We start from the raw sequence: 20,235 nt of genomic DNA, 5'->3' as shown, positions 1-20,235 counted from the left end.
CCCCTATCGGACTACGACGGTACGGATCTCCCAGCGCCCCAGGCCGAGTTCCAGCTCGCCGGCCGCGGACACCGTGCTGAGCGGCCGCCCGAGCAGGTCGACGGTGGTCGCCTCGGTGAACGCCCCGGTCAGGCGGGCGGTCGCGCCGGCGTCGCTCATCGCGACCAGGCGCACCTCGGTGCCCCCGGCGACCCGGCGGATGCTCGACACCAACAGATCATCGCCCGCCACGCCGAGGCCCGCTCGGTCCGGGGGCAGGATGTCGCCGGACGGCCCGCTGCCGCGGACGGCGAGCACGTCGTGCCGGAACGCGGCGGCCAGCGCGACCGCGTGCGCACCCGGCCAGCCGGTCGCCGACGGAACGACCGCGAACCGGTGCTCGATGCGTACGCCCAGATCTTGCGCCCCCGGGGCGCTGATCTCGGTCGCCGCCGGCTCGTCCCGATAGGGATGGATGTTGACGCTGATCGATCCAACGGCGCGCAGCAGCGTGACCGCGAGTTCCGATCCGCCCTGGACCAACTCGTATTCCGTCGAATGGTCCAACAGCACGGTTGCCATACCGGCCGATACGAACTCGTCGGCCGGGAAGGTCGGTATCGGGTATTCGCCCCAGCCGCCCTCGGCGGTCAGCCCGCGCTCGGTGACCGCGAACTGCCCGGAGCCGGCCGACATCGCGGCGGGAACCGGCAAGGGCACGTGCAGACGCAGCCGGTGGTCGGCGGACTGGTTGAGGAACGAGGTGCCGAGCCGCACGAATGGTTCACCCGCGCGCACCTCGACGACCATTTCGACCGGGGTTGCGACGGTGCTGCCGCTGCGGCGGTCACGGTCGTCGACGTCGATCGTGACCGGCCAGTCATAGACGCGAGTGACTTTGACCCGGCCCCGCAGCGGACCGGTCTCGACGACTTCCACCGCGACCACGGCCGGCGTTTCGACAAGCACATCCCGCGCCGGCGGGCCGTAGTTGTAACTGTCGCCCCGGTCGCCGCCGTCGACGAGCCGGCCGACCCCGCGCAGAACGGTTCCGTCGGCTCCGGTGATGTCGAGCGTCCCGTTCTCCGCGATCAGCACCTCGACCAGTCCGTTGGACAAACCACGGTCGGTTGCGGTCGCCGCATCGGCCGGCGCCGTTTTTTGTACGCCGTTCTCCGCGCTCGCCGAAACCCGGACCGCCGCCAACCCGCCCGCCGGAACGGAAACCGGCGCGAGCACGGTGGTGCGGGCTTCGGCGAGCGTTTTCACCGTCCACTCCCCCGGGTGCTGCTCGGCCAGCGCCGCGACCTCCCCGCGCAGGATCATCAGGTCGAACTCTTTGCGATGCGGCACCTCGGCGACGTGAAAGACCAATTCGCCGGGCCGCAGTTCATACCGATCGATCAGCCGTCCGAACAGCTCGCGCCGGTGGATCCGCCGCAGCACCCGCTCCAGCTGGAAGGCCCCGATCCGCTCGTCGCTGAGCACGGTCGGCGCGTACGCGGTCGGCTGCACCGGGTGGGCCGTCCCGTCGGCCCCGACCGCGACCAGGTCGTCGCCGTCGCCCGCGGCCACGTCCACCTCGATCAGCGTGGTCCGGGGCACCGGCAGCGGGTTGGCCACCAGGTAGGCATCGCTCGGCACGTTCGCGGCGGCGGCGGTCAGCGTCGCGTCGCGGACCGCGCGCGCGGCCTGGGTCGCCTCGGCCAGCCGGGACTCGACCTGGTCAGAGGTCTCGTCGGTGCCCGATCCCACGACCGAGTCGTGCGCCGTCGACTCGATGATCTTGTGCCAGGCCAGGGTCAGGAACGGCGACTCGTCGTGGTCCGACCATTGGGCGTTCAGACGTTCCGCGTGGTCGATGGTCCGCTCGGCGACCGCCATGCCCTGCTTGAGCGCGAGCCGCACCGACAACACGCCGGGCAGGATGTTGCCGCGCACGTGACTGCGGAGTTCGCCGGTGACCACGGCGGCGGCCGGGTCCTTCGCGTGCTCGCGCACGTAGTCGTCGAGCGTCGCGATCGTCACCCCGCCGACCCGCCGCAGCCACTCCGGCAGCCGCGGGTCCGGCGCGTTGTGGTCGGTGCCGGCCATCGCCAGCACCGGGTCGGAACCCCAGCGCTCGGCGGTCATCGACGCGTACTCGGCCAGCGCCGGGCCGATCCGGTCCGGGATCAGCAGCACGTCGAGCCCGTTGTCGTAGCCGTCGAACAGGAACTCGGTGCGCACCTCGGAGCCGTCCGGCGCCCGCCAGCGGAACGCGTGCCCGGTCACCGTGCCCGGCACCCCCCGCCAGAGGGCCGCGTGCTCGAGCCCGGCCCGGGCCAGGATCTGCGGCATCTGGGCAACGTGGCCGAACATGTCGGGCAGGTAGCCGAGCGGCATCGAGCCGCCGAGCTCGGCCGCGGCCGCCCAGCCCATCTGCAGGTTGCGCACGATGGTCTCGCCCGAGCAGAGGAACTCGTCGAGCAGGATGAGCCACGGCCCGATGCCGAGCCGCCCCTCGGCGACCAGGGCGGCGACGCGATCCCGGTTCTCCGGCCGCATCTCGAGATAGTCCTCGATCGCCGCCATCTGCCCGTCGACCGTGAACCGGAAGTCCGGATCGGCCTCGGCGGACGCCAGGACCGTATCCATGGCCGTCACCAGCCGGTGCCGGAAAACCTGGAAGGGCTCGTACCATTCGCGATCCCAGTGGAAGTGGGGCACGAAGACGGCATTGCTCGGCATAACGGCAGAACCCTCACTTGATCGAGCCGGCACCGAGGCCGGTCCGCCAGAACCGCTGAAGCAGAATGAAGACGATGATCACCGGGACGATCGAGACCAGGGAGCCGGTGATCACCGATTCCTGGAGGAGCGACACCCGCGCGGTCTGGCCGTTCCACTCGAAAAGGCCGAGCGTGATCGGGAACAGCGACTCCTTCTGGAGCATCACCATCGGCAGGAAGAAGTTGTTCCAGATCCCGACGAACTGGAACAGGAAGATGGTCACCAGCGACGGCGACATCAGCTTGAAGGCGACCGAGAAGAACGTACGGAATTCGCCGGCGCCGTCCAGGCGCGCCGATTCCAGAATCTCTTCCGGTACGGCCGCGCTGGCGAAGATGCGCGCGAGATAGACCCCGAACGGGCTGACGATGCTGGGCAGGAACACCGCGAGATAGGTGTCGACGATGCCGAGCTTGGAGAAGAGCAGGAACAGCGGCAGTGCGAGCGCGGTCGTCGGCACGAGAACGCCGCCGAGGATGACCGAGAAGAGGAACTCGCGGCCGCGGAACCTGAACTTGGCCAGCGCATAGCCGCACAGCGCCGAGATCAGCGTGCCGATCGCCGCCCCGAGCACGGCGTAGATGACGCTGTTCAGCGCCCAGCGCAGGAAGATGCCGTCGGTGCGGCTGAACAGGGTCCTCAGGTTGGCGCCGAGATCGAAGTGCGAGAACCACAGGCCGAACGTGGTGGCCAGGTCGCCCTGCGGCTTGGTCGCGGCGACGAGCAGGAAATAGACCGGTAGCAGGAAGTAGATGGCCAGAAGGAACATGAGAGCCATCGCCGCGGTCCGCGACACCTTGCTTTCCTGGCTTTTCATAGCCCGGCCCTCTTTGATGTCAGTTTCATGAAGCCGAAGCTCAGCACGAAGGTGATGGCGGCGATGATCACCGAGACGGCGGCCGCCTGCTGGTAGTTGTTCCCCGACGCCACCGCGTAGGCGAGCATGTTCGGGGTGAACGTGCTGGAGATGTTGGACGAGATCTGGCGCAGCACGGCCGGCTCGGCGTACAGCTGAAGCGTCCCGATGATCGAGAAGACCGTGGTCAGGACGATCGACGGGGCGATGATCGGCACCTTGATCTTCCAGGCGATCGACCAGTTGCTCGCGCCGTCGATCTTCGCGGCCTCGTAGTGCTCCTGCGGGATCGACTGCAGCGCGGAAAACATGATCAGCATGTTGTAGCCGGTCCACAGCCAGGTCGAGACGTTCGCGGCCGACCAGAGCACGGCGCCCGGGCCGAGGAAGTCAGGGTGGAAACCGAGCTTCTGCAGCAGGTCGACGACCGGGCTCAGTTGCGGCGAGTACAGGAAGCTCCACATGATCGCGGCGATCACGCCCGGCACGGCGTACGGCATGAACGCCGCAATGCGGAAGAAAGCCTTGCCCTTGAGCAACGGGGTGTCCAGCAGCAACGCCATGACCAGCGCCAGGAACAGCATGACCGGGACCTGCACGATCCCGAACAGCGCGATCCGGCCGATGCTGGCCAGGAACTCGTTGTCCTGGAACGCCTTGACGTACTGCTCGAACCCGCCGAACGCGGTGTACGAGTCCCCGTACTGGCCGCCGGTCCGCCTCACCACCTGGGTGCTCTGCCAGATCGCGTAGCCGACCGGCAGCAGGTAGAACAGCGCGAACGGCACGAAGAACGGCGTCAGGAAAGCGGCGATCGTGCCCGCCCGGGGGCCGCCGCCGCGATGGCGACGGCGGCCCATGGCCGGCCTGGCGGTACCGGTCATCCGGCAGAAGCCGGGATCGCCTGGTCCTTCATCGAGGACAGCGCCTTGTCCTGCGCGGCGTTGATCGCGTCGGTCAGCGTGCCTTTACCGGCCGCCGCCTTGGCCATCGCGTCCTGCAGGGCGAGGTTGACCGTCTTCTGAGTCGGGCCCCAGGTGAAGCTGGTGTCGATGTTCTTCGACGAGTCCGCGAAGACGTCGAAGATCTTCTGGTTGTTGTAGTACGGCACGCCCTGCGACAGCGCGGGCAGCTGCAGGCCGGCCGTGGCGGCCGGGTAAAGGCCGCCGAGCTTGTTCTCCAGAGCCAGCGCCTCCGGGTCGGAGTTCAGCCACTCGTTGAACTTGACCGACTCGTAGAGGTGCTTGTTGCCTTTCATGAACGCGACCGTCGAGCCGCCCCAGTCACCCGAGGCCGGGCTGGTGCCCCAGGTCGGCATCGGCACGATCGTCCACTTGCCCGCCTGCTTCGGCAGGTTGTCGCGGAACATGCTGTACCCCCAGGCGGCGCCGACATACGTCGCGACCTGGTCCTTCTGGTAAGCCGCATACATCGGGGGCGAACTGTTGGCCAGATCGGTGCGCACCAGCTTCTGGTCGATCAGCTTCTGCCAGTACTCGGCGACCTGCTTGCTCTTGTCCGACGCGACGGTGACGTGCCACTGGTCGCCTGAGTAGCTGTACATGTCGGCGCTGTTCTGCCAGAGCAGGCCGTTGAACCACTCGGCGTTGTTCGGGTCGAAGAACGTCATCGACAGGTTCGGGTTCGCGGCGTGCAGCTTCTGGGCCGCCGTGGCGTAGTCGTCCCAGGTCTTCGGGATGTCGACGTGGTACTTGGTGAACAGGTCGCTGCGCACGAACAGCGCCATCGGGCCGGTGTCCTGCGGGAACGCGAACACTCCGGTCTTGCCGAAGCTGCTCTGCGTCCACGTCCAGGGCACGAACTTCGACTCGGCCGCCTTCGCGTCGGCGCAGGCCGAGGCGTCCACGAACGCGTCCGGGTCCGCAGGTCGGGCAGTTCGTCGTAGCCGACCTGGGCCAGCTCGGGGGCGGTGCCGGCCTTCAGCGCGTTGCCGATCTGGCCGTACTGGTCGTTCGAGATGTTCTTGACCTGCACCTGGATGTTCGGGTTGTTCTTGTTCCAGAGCGCGACGACCTGGTCCATGCCCGGGACCGTGTTCCAGTACTGAACGGTGACCGGGCCGCTTGCGGGCGCACAGGCCGCCGCTTTGGCGTCCCCGGCGCTGCTGTCCGATTTGTCGCTCGACGAACAGGCGGTGAGCGCGGCCACGCCGACCGCCACGGTGAACGCGACGCCCGCCAGCCGCAGGCGCTTCCTTGCAGTGCTCATGTGGTCCTTCCCGAGGTCTTTCTCAAGCCGGTCGACGCTGACGCGTGGGTTTCGGGATGCCTTAAGGATCGGTGGAGTGGGGCACAACGCGGGGCGGTTCGCGCACCAGGCGCCGTGACCGAGTTAGAACATCATATTTTCAAACTGCAGGCAACACCCTCGTGACCGAAGCCCGGGAAGATCCGCATCGCCGCACCCTGAGCAGCAATACTGTGCGTCGCGACGCGGTCGCACATCCGCTCCGACGAACCGGAAACGTTCAGCGCGGCGACCATTCCACGCAGCACCGACAGCACCACCGACTCACCCGTCTCCAGCGCCAGCGCCCGGAGCACCGGGCTGGCCCGTCGCAACAGCTGTTGATCGCCGGCGCGCGCCGTCAGCGCGTACATCGGCAGGCCGAGCCGATAGGCGCGGGTCTCCGGATCCTGCTCGATGAGACCGGTCGCGACCAGCGACTTGAGCATGCGGGAGACCTGGCTGCGCTCGCGGCCGACCGCCCGAAGCGACCAGAATCCGGCCAACCTCACCTCGCCACCCCCACCGCCACCGCCACCGCGACCGCCACCGCCACCGCGACCGCCACCGCGACCGCGACCGCCACCGCGACCGCGACCGCCACCGCCTCCGACGGCGCCACCGCCACCGCCGGGCAGCAACCTCGCCCGCAAGGTCGCCACACCCTGGCCAACCTGGACGCGCCACCACTCCGACCCCGCCAGAGGACGAGCTCGCCCGCGAAGCCGCGCGACCAGCCCAACCAGCGCCCGACGCCGCCCTGAACCCTTGGTGGCAGCAGTCAGCGGCCGAGGGCCGGGAAGGTCACCGTGATGTCGAGGCCGCCCGCGCCGGCGCGGCGGGGCGTGGCGGTCAGCGCGGCGCCGTGCGCATTCGCGATCGCCCGGACGATCGCCAGGCCCAGGCCGTGACCGGCGGTATTGCCGATGCGGTCACCTCCCATCTGCCGGAACGGCTCGAACAGGCCGTCGACCTCGTCGGCCGGCACGACCGGCCCGTCGTTGCCGACCGACAGCGCCCCGCCGCCCACGCCGACCTCGACCCGGCCACCGCGCACGTTGTGCCGCAACGCGTTGTCAAGCAGGTTGGCCACGAGGCTGCCCACCAGGTTGGGATCGCCGACCACCGGCGCGGCGGAGACCGTGGCGGTCAACCGGATGCCCCTGGCCGCGGCCTCGTCCCGCCGCGCGTCGACCGCCTCCGACACGAGCGCGCCGAGGTCGAACGGGAGCCGCCGTTCCACCCCCTGCTCGCTGCTGGCCAGGGTCAACAACGCGTCGATCAGTCGTTCCTGGCGACGGCCCAGCTCCAGCACCTCGGCACAGGCCCGGCGCAACTCTTCCGGATCGGCGGCCGGGTCGGCCAGCGCCACCTGGAGCAGCGCCCGCTCGGCCGTCAGCGGGGTGCGCAACTCGTGCGAGGCGTTGGCGACGAAACGCCGCTGGGACTCGAAGGCCATTCCCAGGCGCGCGAACAGGTCGTCGAGGGTCTCGCCGAGCTCGCCGTACTCGTCCTTGCGATCCGCCAGGCCGAGCCGGCGGTCGAGGTTGGTGGCCGAGATCTCCCGGGCCGTCGCCGTCAGGGTGCGCAGCGGCCGCAGGAACCGGCCGGCCACCCACCACCCGACCAGCAGCGACAGCACGGTCAGCACAGCGAGCGCAATGGCCGTGCTCGTGAGCGAACCGTGGGTCTCCAGCGGAGGGTGCTGCTCAGGCTGCGTCGCCGCCGAGCCGGCCGGCGCCGTCGATTCGGCGCCGAAGAGCGGAATCGATGACAGCACCGCCCCGGTAGCAAAGAACGGAATCGCGTACAGCAGCGTCAACTGCACCCGCAGCCGGTTTCGCCGGGGAATCATGGCTGCCCGATCCGGTAGCCGCCCTCGCGGACGGTCTCGATCACCGGCGGATCGCCAAGCTTGGCTCGCAGGCGTCTAACCGTGGTCTTGACAGCGGTGGTGAACGGGTTGGCCGCCTCGTCCCAGACCCGCTCCAGCAACTCCTCGGCGGAGACCGGACGGCCGGGCGAGGACAACAGGCACTCGAGGACAGCGAACTCCTTCCGGCTGAGGTCGAGCCGGCGGCCGCCGCGCGTCGCCACCCGGTGCGCCGGGTCCAGGCTCACATCGCCGTGCTCCAGGGTCGGCGGCAACGCGGGAACCGAACGGCGGGCCAGAGCACGCACCCGGGCCACCAACTCGGCGAAGTCGAACGGCTTGGGAAGATAATCGTCGGCGCCCAGGCCCAGCCCCTCCACGCGCTGCCTGACCGTGCTCGCCGCGGTCAGCATCAGCACCCGGCTGCCCGAGGGTCCGGCGACGATCCGCCGGCACACCTCGTCGCCCGGGACGCCCGGGATGTCACGATCGAGCACCACCACGTCATATCGCGTCGCCGCCAGGTGGGCCAGCGCCTCGTGACCGTCGAGCGCCACGTCGACGGCCATCCCTTCGCGGCGCAGGCCGGTGCCGATCGTCTGCCCCAGTATCTCGAAGTCCTCCACGACCAGCACTCGCATGCCAACACCTTGCCAGTTGGCCGGTGTCATCCAGGTGTCAGCCGATGACACCGGCATGACACCACCGCCCGCGTAGAACTTGCCGGCGAAGCGACTTCTCGGGAGAGGAAGCGAGATGAACGAGGCGACCATAGAGGTCACAGCGGTGCACAAGAGGTACGGTCCGGCCGTCGCGCTCGACGGCATGACGTTCACGGTGCGGCCGGGGCGGGTGACCGGGTTCGTGGGGCCCAACGGCGCCGGCAAGTCCACCACGATGCGGGTGATCCTCGGGCTGGACTCGGCCGACGAGGGTCAGGCACTGGTCGGCGGCCGGCCTTACCGCAGTTTGCGTCGGCCGTTGACCCGGCTGGGGTCGCTGCTCGACGCGGGCGCCCTGCAACCCAGCCGCACCGCGCGCAACCACCTGCTGTGGCTGGCCCACTCGCAGGGCATCCCGGTTCGCCGGGTCAACGAGACGCTGGAGCAGGTCGGGCTCGATGGCGTGGCCCGGCGCCGGGCCGGCGGCTACTCACTCGGCATGCGGCAGCGGCTGGGGATCGCGGCCGCCCTGCTCGGCGAGCCTCCCGCGCTGATGCTCGACGAGCCGTTCAACGGCATGGACCCGGAAGGCATCGTCTGGATGCGCGGCTTTCTGCGGTCGCTCGCCGCCGAGGGCCGGACGGTGCTGGTGTCCAGCCATCTGATGGGCGAGATGCAGGACACCGCCGATCACGTGGTGGTGGTCGGCCGGGGCCGCGTCATCGCCGACACCGAGGTGGCGGAGCTGTTGGCCGGGGCCGCCGGCGACCGCATCACCCTGCGCACCGAGGAGACCGCGGTGGCCGACGTGCTCCACCGCGAAGGCGGGGCGGTCACGCGCACCGGGCCTGACTCATGGTCGGTCACCGGGCTGGGGTCCCAGCGCGTCATCGCGGCGCTCCTTGCGGCTGAGGTCCCGTTCTCTGAGGTCGCCGCGCACCGGCCGACGCTGGAAGACGCCTACCTGGAGCTGACCCGCAACGCGGTCGACTACCGGGCTCCGGGAGGCGCGCGATGATCGCCGAGTTCCGGCAACAGGCCCGGGCCGAGTGGACCAAGCTGCGCACCGTTCCGGGCTGGGTGTTCGCCCTGTTCGTCGCCGCCGTCGCCGTCATCGGGCTCGGCTTGGCGCCCGGCATGTCGGGCAGCTGCGGCACGCGCGGCCCGGGTTCGGAGTGCAAGCCGCCGACCGGGCCGGGTGGAGAGGTGGTCAGCGACGGGCTCTACCTGGTCGCGCAGCCCCTGGCCGGCGACGGCTCGATCACCGTACGGGTGGCCACGCTGACCGGCGCGATCGCCGGCGAGCACGGTAATCGCCCGGGCCTCGTGCCGTGGGCCAAGGTCGGTCTGATCATGAAGGCCGGCACTACACCGGGCTCCGCGTACGCGGCCGTCATGCTCACCGGATCCCACGGCGTACGGATGCAGTCCGACTTCACCGGCGACATCGCCGGTCCGTCCGGTTCCTCGCCGCGCTGGCTCCGGCTGACCCGCAGCGGTGACCAAGTGACGGGCGCATCGTCCGCCGACGGCATCACTTGGACCACCATCGGAACCGTACGCGTGGCCGACCTTCCTTCGACCGCGCAGGCCGGGTTGTTCGCCGCGTCGCCCGATTACAGCGCCACGGCCAGCGGCCCCTTCGGCATGAGCGGCGTCGAGAGCGGCCCGTCGCAGGTCACCGCAACCTTCGATCACCTCTCCCAGCAAGGCAACTGGACGGCCTCGGCGTGGACCGGCACGCGGATCGGCGGGCCGGGCAACGGAGGTCCGTTCGAGCAGCAGAACTACCGGCGCAGCGGTGACACGTTCACCCTCAGCGGCTCGGGCGACATCGCACCCCTGGTCACCGGTGGCGCCGGCCTGGGCGTATCAATCACCCAGACGCTGATCGGCACTTTCATCGGGCTGGTCGCCATCGTGGTCGTCGGCGCCCTCTACGCCACGGGGGAATATCGCCGCGGCTTGATCCGGACGACGTTGGCCGCACGTCCCAGGCGCGGGGTGGTCCTCGCCTCGAAAGCCTCCGTCGTCGGCGCGGTGTCGTTCGTGGTCGGCGTGGTCGCCGCGGCGGTCGTGCTGGCCTTCGGCGTCGGGGTGTTGCGCTCCCACGGCGTCTACGTCCTACCCGCCGGCACAGGCACCGAGTTGCGCCTGGTCTTCGGCACCGGCCTCCTGCTTGCACTGGCGGCAGTCCTCGCCCTCGCCGTCGGGGTCGTACTGCGGCGCAGTTCCGCGGCGGTGGCCGGAGTCATCGTGCTGATCGTCTTGCCCTATCTGCTGGCCGTTTCGGTGCTACCGCTGGGCGCGGCCGAGTGGGTGCTGAGATTCAGCCCCGCGGCGGCATTCGCCATCCAGCAGAGCGCCGTCCAGTGGGCTCAGGTCGACAACGTGTACGCCCCGGCGGGCGGCTACTTCCCGCTCTCGCCGACGGCCGGCCTCGGGGTGCTCGCCACCTGGACGGCCGTCGCGCTGGGCCTCGCAACGATCCTGCTACGCCGGAGAGACGCATGAAAGCACGGCGATCAGAGTGGACAGTCGTCGCGCGGAGCGTCACGACGGCCCTACTACGCCGGAGGGACGAGTGAGCGCGCTGCGGTCGGAGTGGACGAAGCTGCGGACCTCGCCCGGCACGGTCTGGATGCTGCTGGGGATCGTCGCGCTGACCACCGGCATGAGTGCCGCGTCGGCCGCCACCGCCGGGTGCCCGGGTGGGGACGGCTGTGCGGTCGACCCGGCCCGCACCGGGCTGATCGGCGTACAACTCGGGCAGGCAGTCGTGGTCGCACTCAGCGTGCTGGTGCTGGGCGGCGAGTACGGCACCGGCATGATCGGGGTGAGTCTGGCCGCGACTCCTCGCCGCACGTCCCTGTTACTGGCCAAGGCGGCCAACCTGGTCGTGCTTGTGACAGTCTCAGGTGCGCTTGGCGTGCTGGGCAGCTACGTCTGCAGCCGGCTGCTTCTTCCCAGCCGGGGCTACCACCTCGCGGCGCTGACCGAGCCGACGATACTGCGCGCGGTCGGCGGCTCCGTCCTTTACCTCATCCTGATCTCGCTGCTCGGCCTGGGCCTCGCCGCGACGGTACGCGAGCCGGCGGCGGCAATCGGAATCGTGCTGGGCCTGCTGTACGTCTTTCCGCTCATCACCTCGGTCGTAAGCGACAAGCACTGGCGGCGCCACCTCGAGCAGATCCAGCCGATGGGCGCCGGCCTCAACATCCAGGCGACGGTAAACCTGCACGACCTGGTGCTGAGCCCGTGGGCCGGTCTCGCCGTCCTGGCCGCATGGGCCTTCGGCGCCCTCATCGTGGGCTGGTTGCTCCTCATCGCGCGCGACGCGTAACAGCGCCGCGGCGGCGCCGGGCGGTGACAGCGCTCGGCGCTCGCGGCGGGCGGCGGGCCACGTGACGGGCGACGGGCCGTGACGACGACGGCGGATGACGGATGGCGGCGGCAACGGGCGCCCGACGGGCGGCGGCGACAGGCCACGGCGGCGGGCGACGACGAGCGACAGCGCAGGCGGCGACGGGTCGCAGCGGCGGCGGTGGGTCGCAGCGGCGGCGGTGGGTGCTCGGCGCCGGGCGGCGGCGCAGGCGGCAACGGGTCGCAGCGGCGGCAGTCACGACGGGTGCGGCGATGTGGCCGCGGCCGGCCCTCGCCATCGAGGACATCGGGGCGGTGGCGGTGAGGGGCTCCGCGCCGGGCGGCGGGTAGCAGGCGGCAGCGGGTCGCGGTGCGGCAGTCACGACGGGTGCGGCGATGGGTCGTGGCGATGGCGGTGTGGGCGCCGGGCGGCGAGCGGCGGCGCAGGCGGCAACGGGTCCGGCGGCGGCAACGACGACCGGCGGTGGCTACGGCTACGGCTACGGCGGTGGCTGCGGCTACGGCTACGGCTACGGCTACGGCTACGGCTACGGCTACGGCTACGGCTGCCGGCTGCCGGCTGCCGGCTGCGGCTGCCGGCTGCGGCGGTGTCAGTCTGCGGCCAGGAGGAGGGCTGAGGGGCGTGGGGAGAACGTGTTGTCCAGGACCAGGGTGGCGGCGCCGACGGCGGCTACGTCGACGGGGATTGCGGACTCGGACAGGCGGACCGGATGGGGCAGGACCAGGGCCGGGTCGTTCTGGACTGCGGTCGGGAGGGCGGCCAGGATCGTTGCCGCAATCGGGGGCCAGAAGGGGCCGCCGAAGATGACTCGGTCGATGTCCAGCAGGTTTACCACCAGGACGATTGCTCGGGCCAGGGCGCGGGCGGCGTCGGTCAGGATCGCGGTCGCGGCCGGGTCGCCGTTGTCTGCCAGGTCGGCCAGGCGGCGGAAGGCGGTCTCGACGGCGTCCGTGTCGTCCAGGTCTACGGGCTCCAGGATGCCTTCGGTGGCTGCGCGGTCCACGAGCGTACGGGGGACGGTGATGTAGCCGACGCATCCGCGGCGGCCGCACGGGCAGACGGCGCCCGCCGGGTCGACGGTGATGTGGCCGGCGTCGCCGGCGTTGGAGGTGACGCCGCGGACCACCTCGCCGGAGACGGACAGGCCGGTGCCCAGGCCGGTGCCGTAGTACATGAACGCGAAGTCCCGGCTGGCGCCCGGGTCGGCGTACCAGAGCTCGGCTACGACCGCGGCGGTCGCGTCCTTCTCTAGCAGCACCGGCAAGCCCGTTGCCTCGGCGAGGGCTCGGCGCAGCGGGACGCGCTGCCAGTTGGGCATCATCGGGGGGTTGAGCACGATGCCGTCGGACGTGTTGACCGGGCCGGGCGAGGCGATCCCAATGCCCAGGATGCGCGAGCGGTCGACCGCCGAGCTGACGATCAAGGCCTCGATGGCATTGGCCATCTCGTCGATGACCAGTCCGGGGTCGCCGACGGCGGGAGTTCCCGTACGCGAGTGGTCCCGCACCGTCCCGGACAGATCGACCATCACGTAGGTGACGGCGGCCGGGTCGATGTGTACGCCGATCGCGAAGCCGCCGCCCGGGTTGAGCTTGACCACCGCGGCCGGTTTCCCGGGGCCGCCTGCCCGGCGGCCCTGCTCGTCGACCAGGCCGGCGTCGAGCAGGCGCCGGCACACGTTGGTGACGGTCATGTTGCTCAGGGCGGTCAGCGCGGCCAGCTCCGAGCGGGTGATGCCTTCCGGGCGCCGGCGGATCGCGTCAAGGACGACCGTCTGGTTGTATCCGCCGACTGCGGGAAGGTTCGTCCCCGTTCTGTCCAACGCTGACCCCTCCACGCGACCCGACTGGCCACAGCGTAGCTCCGACCCGGGCCGCGCCCTCAGCGATGCGCGCCCGCCCGCCTCACCGCGGCCGGATTCTGCGGCGCGGGTGCGGCGCGGCGCCAGCGCTGGCTCCAGGGGTACGCGAACGCGCGCGCCGCGTGGAGGAAGCCGCTCGGATGCAGGTCGGGAAGGGAGTTGCGGACCGGGTCGAACGCGAGAGCAGCATCCTCCGACGGCGGCAGGGGGCGGCCGATCGTCACCCGGCCGACCGTCTGATCGCCGGCCCACAGAATGAGCCCGTGGCGCCGGTCCGGCTCAGCCAGTAGGTAGACCTTCTCGCCACGGCCGGTGCCACCCGGGCTAGAGGTGCGACGGCCGCGGTCAGGAGCACGACCACGGCTGCTGCTGCCAGCGCGGTAGGAGGTGATCGTGCCGTACGGGGTGTTGAAGCTGCGCCTCGGCACCGGGAAGTGCCTGACCCGCCGGCCGGTGCTGTCGAGCAGCAGGTCGAAGTCGCGGCCGGGCAGGTGTACGCGGATGGCCAGCCCTCTGACGTCGGGGAGGCTTCCCGGCGTACCCGCGGCTTTGGACACGCGAAGCGTGACCGGATAGCTTGCCGTCTGATCGAGGAGGGTTGCCCCGATCGGCGGGTCGGCCGCCGTGATGTGCAGGTCGCCGGTGAACGACCGGCCCGCCGGGTGCAGCGAGCGGCGATGCCTCGACCGGGTGGCACGGACGGTGAGGGCTACAGCGGCGACGGCCGCCGCCAACCAGCGGGCTCTCATGTGCGGAGGATTCCCGGGTCCATCTTTTCCAATCTGATGGAGTCGATCGGACTAAAACGCGTCGTTCGGGGTAACCCGCGCCGCCATCATGGTCGTCGACAATCCTTATCCGTCGATCCGGGGCCCGTTGCTCACGGGTCTCCGGAACCTGGCCGGGAGCCCGGAATATCTGTCCACGATCGAGTCGCAGCTCTCGGCCATCGTGCGGCTGGCCGCGAATCGGGTGTCGGTCGCTGCCTACGCCTCGGTCGCCTCGCTGCGCGACGGGTCCGACGTGGTCGTCGCGGTCGGCGACGAGCTTGTCCGGGCGGTGGACGGCGGCACCGGGCCCGTCGCCGATACGACGATCCACTGGCCCGGCTTCCATCAGCAGGCGCCGCGGCTCGGCCTGACCGCCTCCGTGTCGGTGCCGCTGCACACCGGCTGCGGGCAGGCGGTGGCCGTGCTGAATGTGTACGGCCGGAACCCGTCGGCGATGATGCCGCTGATCGGCGCGATCTGCACCGTCCGGGGGCTGGTTCTCGAGGGCGCCCCTTCGCTGACCGATTCCGGCGGTCAGGAACTGGTTGCCGGCTACGCCGAGGCGCTGGCGGTGCGTGACCGCATCCACCGCGCTGTTGCCGCCATCATGAAGGAGGACCGCGGCACCGCCGACGACGCGTACCTGACTTTGTGCATCCACGCCGCGCACTCCGGTACCGATCTTGCGGCTGCCGCAGCCGCGTTCCTGCCGCCCTCGAAAACCTGAACTGCCGCCCTCGAAAACCTGATGACCGAACTGGGTCAGCGGCTGAAGCGGGCGAGTACACCCTTCTTCACGGCGCCGGCACGCTGCTGCTCGCCGGCCAGCGAGCTGACGACGATGAGCGCACCGGTCAGGACCGGCACGGCCCACTGCAGCAACGCGAGCTTCCGCTGTGCCTTCGCCACGTCGTCCGGGGTGCTGGCCGCGGGCTCGGTGGCCGCGAGCGCCGGAACCGACGACTCCTTGGCGACCTTGCGGCCCAGGAGCCGGCTGTACCCGGTGACGGCGAGGGCGGCCACGGTCAGGCCGGTCTTGGCCATCGCGGTGCCCCCGGCGCCCTGCTGGACGGCCAGGCGGGCGCGGTTGCCGACGAGTTCGCCGACGCTGCCGGCCAGGTGCGCGCCGATCGCGGCCGCGTTGACCGGCGTCCACTTGTTCCAGCCGGTGTTGGCGACGCGGCCGGTGCCGTTCGCCGTGTCGGCCTCGGCCGACGCCCGGTTGAGGGCGACGGCGTTGGCGAGGGTGCCGCCGAACCAGGCCGCGAGCCCGACGTCGTGCAGGGAACGGGAAAGTGTGTCGGTAGACAAGATGTCCTCCAAGGTAGGTGTGCTTTTGGCCTACCCCGGTGTCCGGCGGTTACACGGCTCGCCTATGCGTCGCCCATCACCAATCCCTCGATGGTGTGCTTCTGCACGATGGGCGTGAGACGGTCGACGATGCGGCAGGGCAGGTGGTCACGCGCCTGCGTCGGCAGCGCTTTCCAGTACGCGTCGGTGACCGCCATGTCGTGTTTGTCGGCGTTAGTGCCGTTGGCGGCGTCCACACCCAGTACGAGGACGGGCCGGGAGGACGACGACCGGTTCGCGGTGCCGCGGTGGAGGGTGAGCGCCGACCGGGCCGAGATGTCGCCGCGGCGTGGATATTTCCGTACCGCCCGGTCGGTGTACCGCGGGTAGCGCGACTTGGGCGGGAACATGCCGTGGTCGAAGTCGGGCTCGTCGTCGAACTGGGTGCCGGGGGCGATCTCGAAGGGGCCCATCTCGTCGACGGTGTCCACGCCGGTCAGGTTGAAGGCCAGCGAGTCGAGCCGCCGCTGGGTGCGGGTGATCTCGGGCATCGGGAAGTCGCGGTGCCAGGGCTGATCGGCCGCGCCCGGGAACGGGATGTCGAATCCCAGCTCGACGATCTTGTAGTCGGCGCCGAGCACCGCGGCGCAGACCGCGGTGACCCACGGGTGCGTGACCAGGTCCGCGAAGCCGCGCAGCTGCTCGGGGTGGATCTCGACGTAGTAGCGGTTGGGGCCGCGGCCGACGGCGCCGCCGGGGCGGTCCTTCGCCTCCGCGAAGGCGGCCTCGATGTCGGCGCGCATGTCGTCCGCCCACGCGGTGGTGAAGGCGCCGGGCAGGGCGGTGATGCCGTCCTCGTAGATCGCCGTGCGGGCCTTCTCGCCGGCGTCCGGGGTAACGGAAGTCGTCATGCTTTCCATGCTGCGGCCACAGTCGCCGCAGCGCACGTCCACCGGCCGGAGAGAAAAGGAGGCGGCCGACCGCCCCGGGAGATCACGTTTGCACGGATCTCGACCTGGGGCGATCGGCCGCCACCACGCCCGCCCTCCCCTTGCGGGGTGGCCGGGCCGTTCGATCAGAGCGGACGGATGTTTTCCGCCTGGAGGCCCTTGGCGCCCTGCGTCACATCGAACTCGACCCGCTGGTTCTCCTCGAGGCTGCGGAAGCCCGAGGCGGCGATGGCCGAGTAGTGCGCGAAGACGTCAGCGCCGCCGCCGTCCTGAGTGATGAAGCCGAAGCCCTTGTCGCCGTTGAACCACTTAACGGTTCCGGTAACCATGCTGTTCTCCCTGCAAACCTGGAGGTGCCACACCGTGTGACCCCTCACGTCACCGCATTGATCGCCTCGGACAAATCCGAACACCGACGAAGACAAAACGCCTGACGGGCCGAGATGCCCATCAGGCGTTGAGAACGTCTAAGGAATCAAAACTGCAACCCGGCAACCGTAGCACGGCCCGCCGGTCTTCAGCGGGCCCGCGAAGCCCTCAGCGGCTCGCCGACCTCGTGCAGGTGACGCAGCGCCTGACGGTACGACTCGATCAGGCCGGTCTGCGCGTACGGCACCCCGATCTCGGCGCAGTACGCCTCCACGATCGGCTTCGCGCGCCGCAGGCTCGGGCTCGGCATGCCCGGGAACAGGTGGTGCTCGATCTGGTAGTTGAGGCCGCCGAGGGCGACGTCGACGAACCAGCCACCGCGGACGTTGCGGGAGGTCAGCACCTGCTTGCGGAGGTAGTCCTCGTCGCCGGTCGGGTGCGGCATCCCCTTGTGGTTGGGCGCGAACGTCATGCCCAGGTAGACGCCGAACAGGGCCTGGTGCACCAGGATGAACGCGACCGCCTGCAGCGGCGACAGCACCAGGAACAGGGTCGTGAAGTAGACGATCGCGTGCACGGCCAGCAGGGTGGCCTCGAGCCGGCGGCGCTTCACGATCCCGTTGCGCAGCGCCTTGACGCTGGACACCTTCAGGTCGACGCCGAGCAGTGTCAGCAGCGGGAAGAACAGCCCGGCCTGGTGCCGCGTGACGAAACCCTTGAGGCCCCGCCGCCCGAGCGCCGACTCGGTCGCCCAGATCAGCACCTCGGGCGCCACGTCCGGATCGAGGTCGTCGTGGTTGGGGTTGTTGTGGTGGCGGGTGTGCTTGTCCATCCACCAGCCGTAGCTCATGCCGATGCCGAGGTTTCCGGCCACCATGCCCGCGATCTCGCTGGGCCGCTTGGTGCGGAACACCTGCCGGTGGGCCAGGTCGTGGGCGACCAGGGCCAGCTGCGCGAACGCGACGGCCAGCAGCACCGCCACGGCGAGTGTCCACCAGGACGACCCGATGAGGAAGAAGGCGGTCCAGCCGCCGGCCACCAACAGGCCTACCGCTATCAGGCGCAGCGCGTAATAGGCCGGTCGGCGCTTCATCAGGCCGAGTGCGGTGATACGCCGGTTCAGTTGGGCGAAGTCGCTACCGGCGACCGCGCTCCGTTCGACTGTGGTTGCCGTCATGTCGTCCATTGTTCGCTTTCCGGGCCGGCTCATCAGGAGTGCGGGGCCCCACCCGGCTTGGGGTGCCAGCACCCTTGTGCCCCCTTTTCAGCGGCCGGCCGGGGCGCGCGATGATGGACACATGACACCGGGGCATTGGATGCGTACGGGTCTGCGCGCGACCGCGTACAGCCTGTTCGCGGCCGGCCTCGCGGTCCTCAACGTGCCGGTGCTCGCCCTGTGGCTGACCGGGCTGCTGCTGTGCCCGCTTCCCGTCCTCGGCACCGACCTGCTCGCGGTGACGACCACCGTCGTCCGCTGGCGGGCCGACGTCGAGCGGCGCCTCGCGGCACGGGTCGGCGTCCCGATCCTCCGTCCCTACCTGCCCGCCCCGGACCGCGCCGAGATGGGCAGCCGCCGCTGGCTTCGCTGGATCATCACCGACCCCGCCACCTGGCGCGACATGGCCTGGCTGCTGCCGGGTGCGTTGATCGGGGCCGCTCTCGGGCTGCTCGCCCTCGCGGTCACGGTGTACGGCGTGGTTGGCATCGCGCTGCTGCCGCTCTGGCTGTACCTGGGTGACGTGTGGTTCGGCTACGGCCTCATCTGGCCGACCAGCGACCTCGGCGAGGCCTGGCTGGCCCTTCCCCAGGGCCTGGTGATCCTGGCGGTCGGACTTACCGTCGCACCGCAGTTGCGGGCGTTGGACGTACGGTTCGCCCGGCTGCTGCTCGCGCCGACCGGAGGCGCCCAGCTGCGGCTGCGGGTCGCCCACCTGACCGTGACCCGGGCCGACACGATCGACGCGCAGGCGGCCGAGCTGCGCCGCATCGAACGTGACCTGCACGACGGCGCGCAGGCCCGGATGGTCTCGGTCGGCATGACGATCGGGCTCGCCGAGCGGCTCGTACGCCGCGACCCGGCGGCCGCGCTCAAGCTGCTCGCCGAGGCGCGGGCGTCGAGCACCGCCGCGCTGGTCGACCTGCGGCACCTGGTCCGCGGCATCCATCCGCCGGTGCTCGCCGAGCGGGGTCTGGAGGGTGCGGTCCGGGCGCTCGCGCTGAGCCTTCCCGTACGCGCCCGGGTGACCTCCGAACTGCCCGGGCGCCTGGACACCCCGGTCGAGTCGGCGGTCTATTTCGCGGTGGCCGAGGCGCTCGCCAACATGGGCCGGCACAGTCACGCCGAGTCGGCCTGGGTAACCATCCGGCACACCGAGGGTGTCCTTATCGTCGAGGTGGGCGACGACGGGGTCGGCGGCGCCGACCCGGGGCGGGGCACCGGACTCGACGGCATCAAGCGCCGCCTGAACGCGTTCGATGGGACCATGGCGCTGACCTCCCCGCCGGGCGGCCCGACCGTTGTGAGCATGGAGGTGCCGTGCGTGTTGTCATCGCCGAAGACCTGACGCTGCTGCGGGTCGGTCTCACCCGGCTGCTGGAGGCGTTCGGCTTCGAGGTCGTCGAGGCGGTCGACAACGGGCCGGCGCTGCTGCCGGCCCTGCTCGGCCACCGGCCGGACGTGGCCATCATCGACGTCCGGCTGCCGCCGACGCAGACCGACGAGGGCCTGAAGGCGGCGATCGCGGCCCGCGCGGCGATTCCCGGGCTGCCGGTGCTGGTGCTCTCCCAGCACGTCGAACCGCTGTACGCCCATGAACTGCTCACCGACAGCGGCGGCGGCATCGGCTACCTGCTCAAGGAGCGGGTTTCCGACGTGGAGGAGTTCGTGCAGGCGGTCGAGCGGGTCGCGGCCGGCGGCACCGCGTTCGACCCCGAGGTCGTCACGAAGCTGCTGGCCCGGCGGGAACCGCTGGCCGTGCTCACCCAGCGCGAGCGGGACGTGCTCGGCTGCATCGCCGAGGGCCGATCCAACGCGGCCATCGCGTCGCGGCTGTTCATCACCGAGAAGGTGGTCAGCAAGTACATCAACAACATCTTCAGCAAGCTCGGGATGCCGCCGTCCGAGGACGACAATCGCCGGGTGCTCGCCGTCCTGATGTACCTGGACGCCTGATCCGCGGAAGCGCGTACGGTGGGACCCTGTCCACCGACGTGAGGAGCAC

The 20,235-nt window shown here is 70.5% G+C and carries 20 protein-coding genes; 7 read left to right on the top strand and 13 right to left on the bottom strand.

Annotation, left to right across the window (positions count from 1 at the left end; translation table 11 throughout):
• Nucleotides 1-3 precede the first annotated feature (3 nt).
• The 4 genes from ACIA5C_RS22410 to ACIA5C_RS22395 are packed head-to-tail and all read right to left on the bottom strand — an operon-like array spanning nucleotide 4 to nucleotide 5,474.
• On the bottom strand, nucleotides 4-2,709 hold the full coding sequence (locus tag ACIA5C_RS22410; RefSeq protein WP_396057483.1) for a hypothetical protein: 2,706 nt from the start codon (nucleotides 2,707-2,709) through the stop codon (nucleotides 4-6).
• 13 nt (nucleotides 2,710-2,722) lie between these two features.
• Nucleotides 2,723-3,568 carry a carbohydrate ABC transporter permease gene (locus ACIA5C_RS22405; RefSeq protein ID WP_396057481.1) on the bottom strand — a complete coding sequence of 282 codons (846 nt, stop codon included), beginning with the start codon at nucleotides 3,566-3,568 and terminating at the stop codon, nucleotides 2,723-2,725.
• Nucleotides 3,565-4,491: a carbohydrate ABC transporter permease gene (locus ACIA5C_RS22400; RefSeq protein ID WP_396057479.1), complete on the bottom strand. Its 927-nt coding sequence runs from the start codon at nucleotides 4,489-4,491 to the stop codon at nucleotides 3,565-3,567. Before ACIA5C_RS22400 ends, ACIA5C_RS22405 begins: the two co-directional genes overlap by 4 nt.
• Nucleotides 4,488-5,474: a sugar ABC transporter substrate-binding protein gene (locus tag ACIA5C_RS22395; protein WP_396057477.1), complete on the bottom strand. Its 987-nt coding sequence runs from the start codon at nucleotides 5,472-5,474 to the stop codon at nucleotides 4,488-4,490. Before ACIA5C_RS22395 ends, ACIA5C_RS22400 begins: the two co-directional genes overlap by 4 nt.
• Nucleotides 5,475-5,537: 63 nt before the next feature.
• Here ACIA5C_RS22395 and ACIA5C_RS22390 point away from each other — a divergent pair, with 63 nt between their 5' ends.
• Nucleotides 5,538-5,675, top strand: a complete 138-nt coding sequence (locus ACIA5C_RS22390) for a hypothetical protein (protein WP_396057475.1) — start codon at nucleotides 5,538-5,540, stop codon at nucleotides 5,673-5,675.
• Nucleotides 5,676-5,967: 292 nt separating this feature from the next.
• Here the strand turns inward: ACIA5C_RS22390 and ACIA5C_RS22385 are convergent, their stop codons facing one another.
• The 3 genes from ACIA5C_RS22385 to ACIA5C_RS22375 form a co-directional block, all read right to left on the bottom strand.
• A complete protein-coding gene (locus tag ACIA5C_RS22385) occupies nucleotides 5,968-6,303 on the bottom strand; it encodes a hypothetical protein (protein ID WP_396057473.1) in 336 nt (111 codons plus the stop codon).
• Nucleotides 6,304-6,635: 332 nt separating this feature from the next.
• Entirely contained in the window at nucleotides 6,636-7,709 is a 1,074-nt protein-coding gene (locus tag ACIA5C_RS22380; protein ID WP_396057471.1) for a sensor histidine kinase, read from the bottom strand.
• Nucleotides 7,706-8,368, bottom strand: a complete 663-nt coding sequence (locus ACIA5C_RS22375; protein WP_396057469.1) for a response regulator transcription factor — start codon at nucleotides 8,366-8,368, stop codon at nucleotides 7,706-7,708. Before ACIA5C_RS22375 ends, ACIA5C_RS22380 begins: the two co-directional genes overlap by 4 nt.
• A 115-nt stretch (nucleotides 8,369-8,483) precedes the next feature.
• On the opposite strand from ACIA5C_RS22375, the gene ACIA5C_RS22370 reads away from it, so the two are divergent.
• The 3 genes from ACIA5C_RS22370 to ACIA5C_RS22360 all read left to right on the top strand — a co-directional run bounded on the left by ACIA5C_RS22370 (nucleotide 8,484) and on the right by ACIA5C_RS22360 (nucleotide 11,732).
• The gene (locus tag ACIA5C_RS22370; protein WP_396057467.1) at nucleotides 8,484-9,407 is read left to right on the top strand and encodes an ATP-binding cassette domain-containing protein; all 924 of its coding nucleotides are present in this window, start codon (nucleotides 8,484-8,486) and stop codon (nucleotides 9,405-9,407) included.
• Nucleotides 9,404-10,903 carry an ABC transporter permease subunit gene (locus ACIA5C_RS22365; RefSeq protein WP_396057464.1) on the top strand — a complete coding sequence of 500 codons (1,500 nt, stop codon included), beginning with the start codon at nucleotides 9,404-9,406 and terminating at the stop codon, nucleotides 10,901-10,903. Before ACIA5C_RS22370 ends, ACIA5C_RS22365 begins: the two co-directional genes overlap by 4 nt.
• A gap of 70 nt (nucleotides 10,904-10,973) precedes the next feature.
• Nucleotides 10,974-11,732, top strand: a complete 759-nt coding sequence (locus ACIA5C_RS22360; protein ID WP_396057462.1) for an ABC transporter permease subunit — start codon at nucleotides 10,974-10,976, stop codon at nucleotides 11,730-11,732.
• A 631-nt stretch (nucleotides 11,733-12,363) separates the two neighbouring features.
• Here ACIA5C_RS22360 and ACIA5C_RS22355 read toward each other — a convergent pair.
• Nucleotides 12,364-13,596: an ROK family protein gene (locus tag ACIA5C_RS22355; RefSeq protein WP_396057460.1), complete on the bottom strand. Its 1,233-nt coding sequence runs from the start codon at nucleotides 13,594-13,596 to the stop codon at nucleotides 12,364-12,366.
• Nucleotides 13,597-13,655: 59 nt separating this feature from the next.
• On the bottom strand, nucleotides 13,656-14,384 hold the full coding sequence (locus ACIA5C_RS22350; RefSeq protein WP_396057458.1) for a hypothetical protein: 729 nt from the start codon (nucleotides 14,382-14,384) through the stop codon (nucleotides 13,656-13,658).
• A gap of 88 nt (nucleotides 14,385-14,472) precedes the next feature.
• On the opposite strand from ACIA5C_RS22350, the gene ACIA5C_RS22345 reads away from it, so the two are divergent.
• Nucleotides 14,473-15,132: a hypothetical protein gene (locus ACIA5C_RS22345; protein WP_396057456.1), complete on the top strand. Its 660-nt coding sequence runs from the start codon at nucleotides 14,473-14,475 to the stop codon at nucleotides 15,130-15,132.
• 35 nt (nucleotides 15,133-15,167) lie between these two features.
• On the opposite strand, the gene ACIA5C_RS22340 is transcribed toward ACIA5C_RS22345, so the two are convergent.
• The 4 genes from ACIA5C_RS22340 to ACIA5C_RS22325 form a co-directional block, all read right to left on the bottom strand.
• The gene (locus ACIA5C_RS22340; protein WP_396057454.1) at nucleotides 15,168-15,716 is read right to left on the bottom strand and encodes a hypothetical protein; all 549 of its coding nucleotides are present in this window, start codon (nucleotides 15,714-15,716) and stop codon (nucleotides 15,168-15,170) included.
• Between the two features lie 62 nt (nucleotides 15,717-15,778).
• The gene (locus ACIA5C_RS22335) at nucleotides 15,779-16,606 is read right to left on the bottom strand and encodes a phytanoyl-CoA dioxygenase family protein (protein ID WP_396057452.1); all 828 of its coding nucleotides are present in this window, start codon (nucleotides 16,604-16,606) and stop codon (nucleotides 15,779-15,781) included.
• A 164-nt stretch (nucleotides 16,607-16,770) separates the two neighbouring features.
• Nucleotides 16,771-16,974, bottom strand: a complete 204-nt coding sequence (locus ACIA5C_RS22330; RefSeq protein WP_396057450.1) for a cold-shock protein — start codon at nucleotides 16,972-16,974, stop codon at nucleotides 16,771-16,773.
• A 188-nt stretch (nucleotides 16,975-17,162) separates the two neighbouring features.
• Nucleotides 17,163-18,191: a fatty acid desaturase family protein gene (locus ACIA5C_RS22325; protein ID WP_396057448.1), complete on the bottom strand. Its 1,029-nt coding sequence runs from the start codon at nucleotides 18,189-18,191 to the stop codon at nucleotides 17,163-17,165.
• Between the two features lie 121 nt (nucleotides 18,192-18,312).
• Here ACIA5C_RS22325 and ACIA5C_RS22320 point away from each other — a divergent pair, with 121 nt between their 5' ends.
• Both ACIA5C_RS22320 and ACIA5C_RS22315 read left to right on the top strand, forming a co-directional pair.
• The gene (locus tag ACIA5C_RS22320; RefSeq protein WP_396057446.1) at nucleotides 18,313-19,578 is read left to right on the top strand and encodes a sensor histidine kinase; all 1,266 of its coding nucleotides are present in this window, start codon (nucleotides 18,313-18,315) and stop codon (nucleotides 19,576-19,578) included.
• Nucleotides 19,551-20,186, top strand: a complete 636-nt coding sequence (locus ACIA5C_RS22315) for a LuxR C-terminal-related transcriptional regulator (RefSeq protein WP_396057444.1) — start codon at nucleotides 19,551-19,553, stop codon at nucleotides 20,184-20,186. Before ACIA5C_RS22320 ends, ACIA5C_RS22315 begins: the two co-directional genes overlap by 28 nt.
• Nucleotides 20,187-20,235 lie beyond the last annotated feature (49 nt).

This window comes from Actinoplanes sp. NPDC051343 (assembly GCF_044455125.1).
Taxonomy (GTDB): domain Bacteria; phylum Actinomycetota; class Actinomycetes; order Mycobacteriales; family Micromonosporaceae; genus Actinoplanes.
The sequence above is the reverse complement of the archived record's forward strand: the minus strand, read 5'-3'. Positions and strand labels throughout refer to the sequence as shown.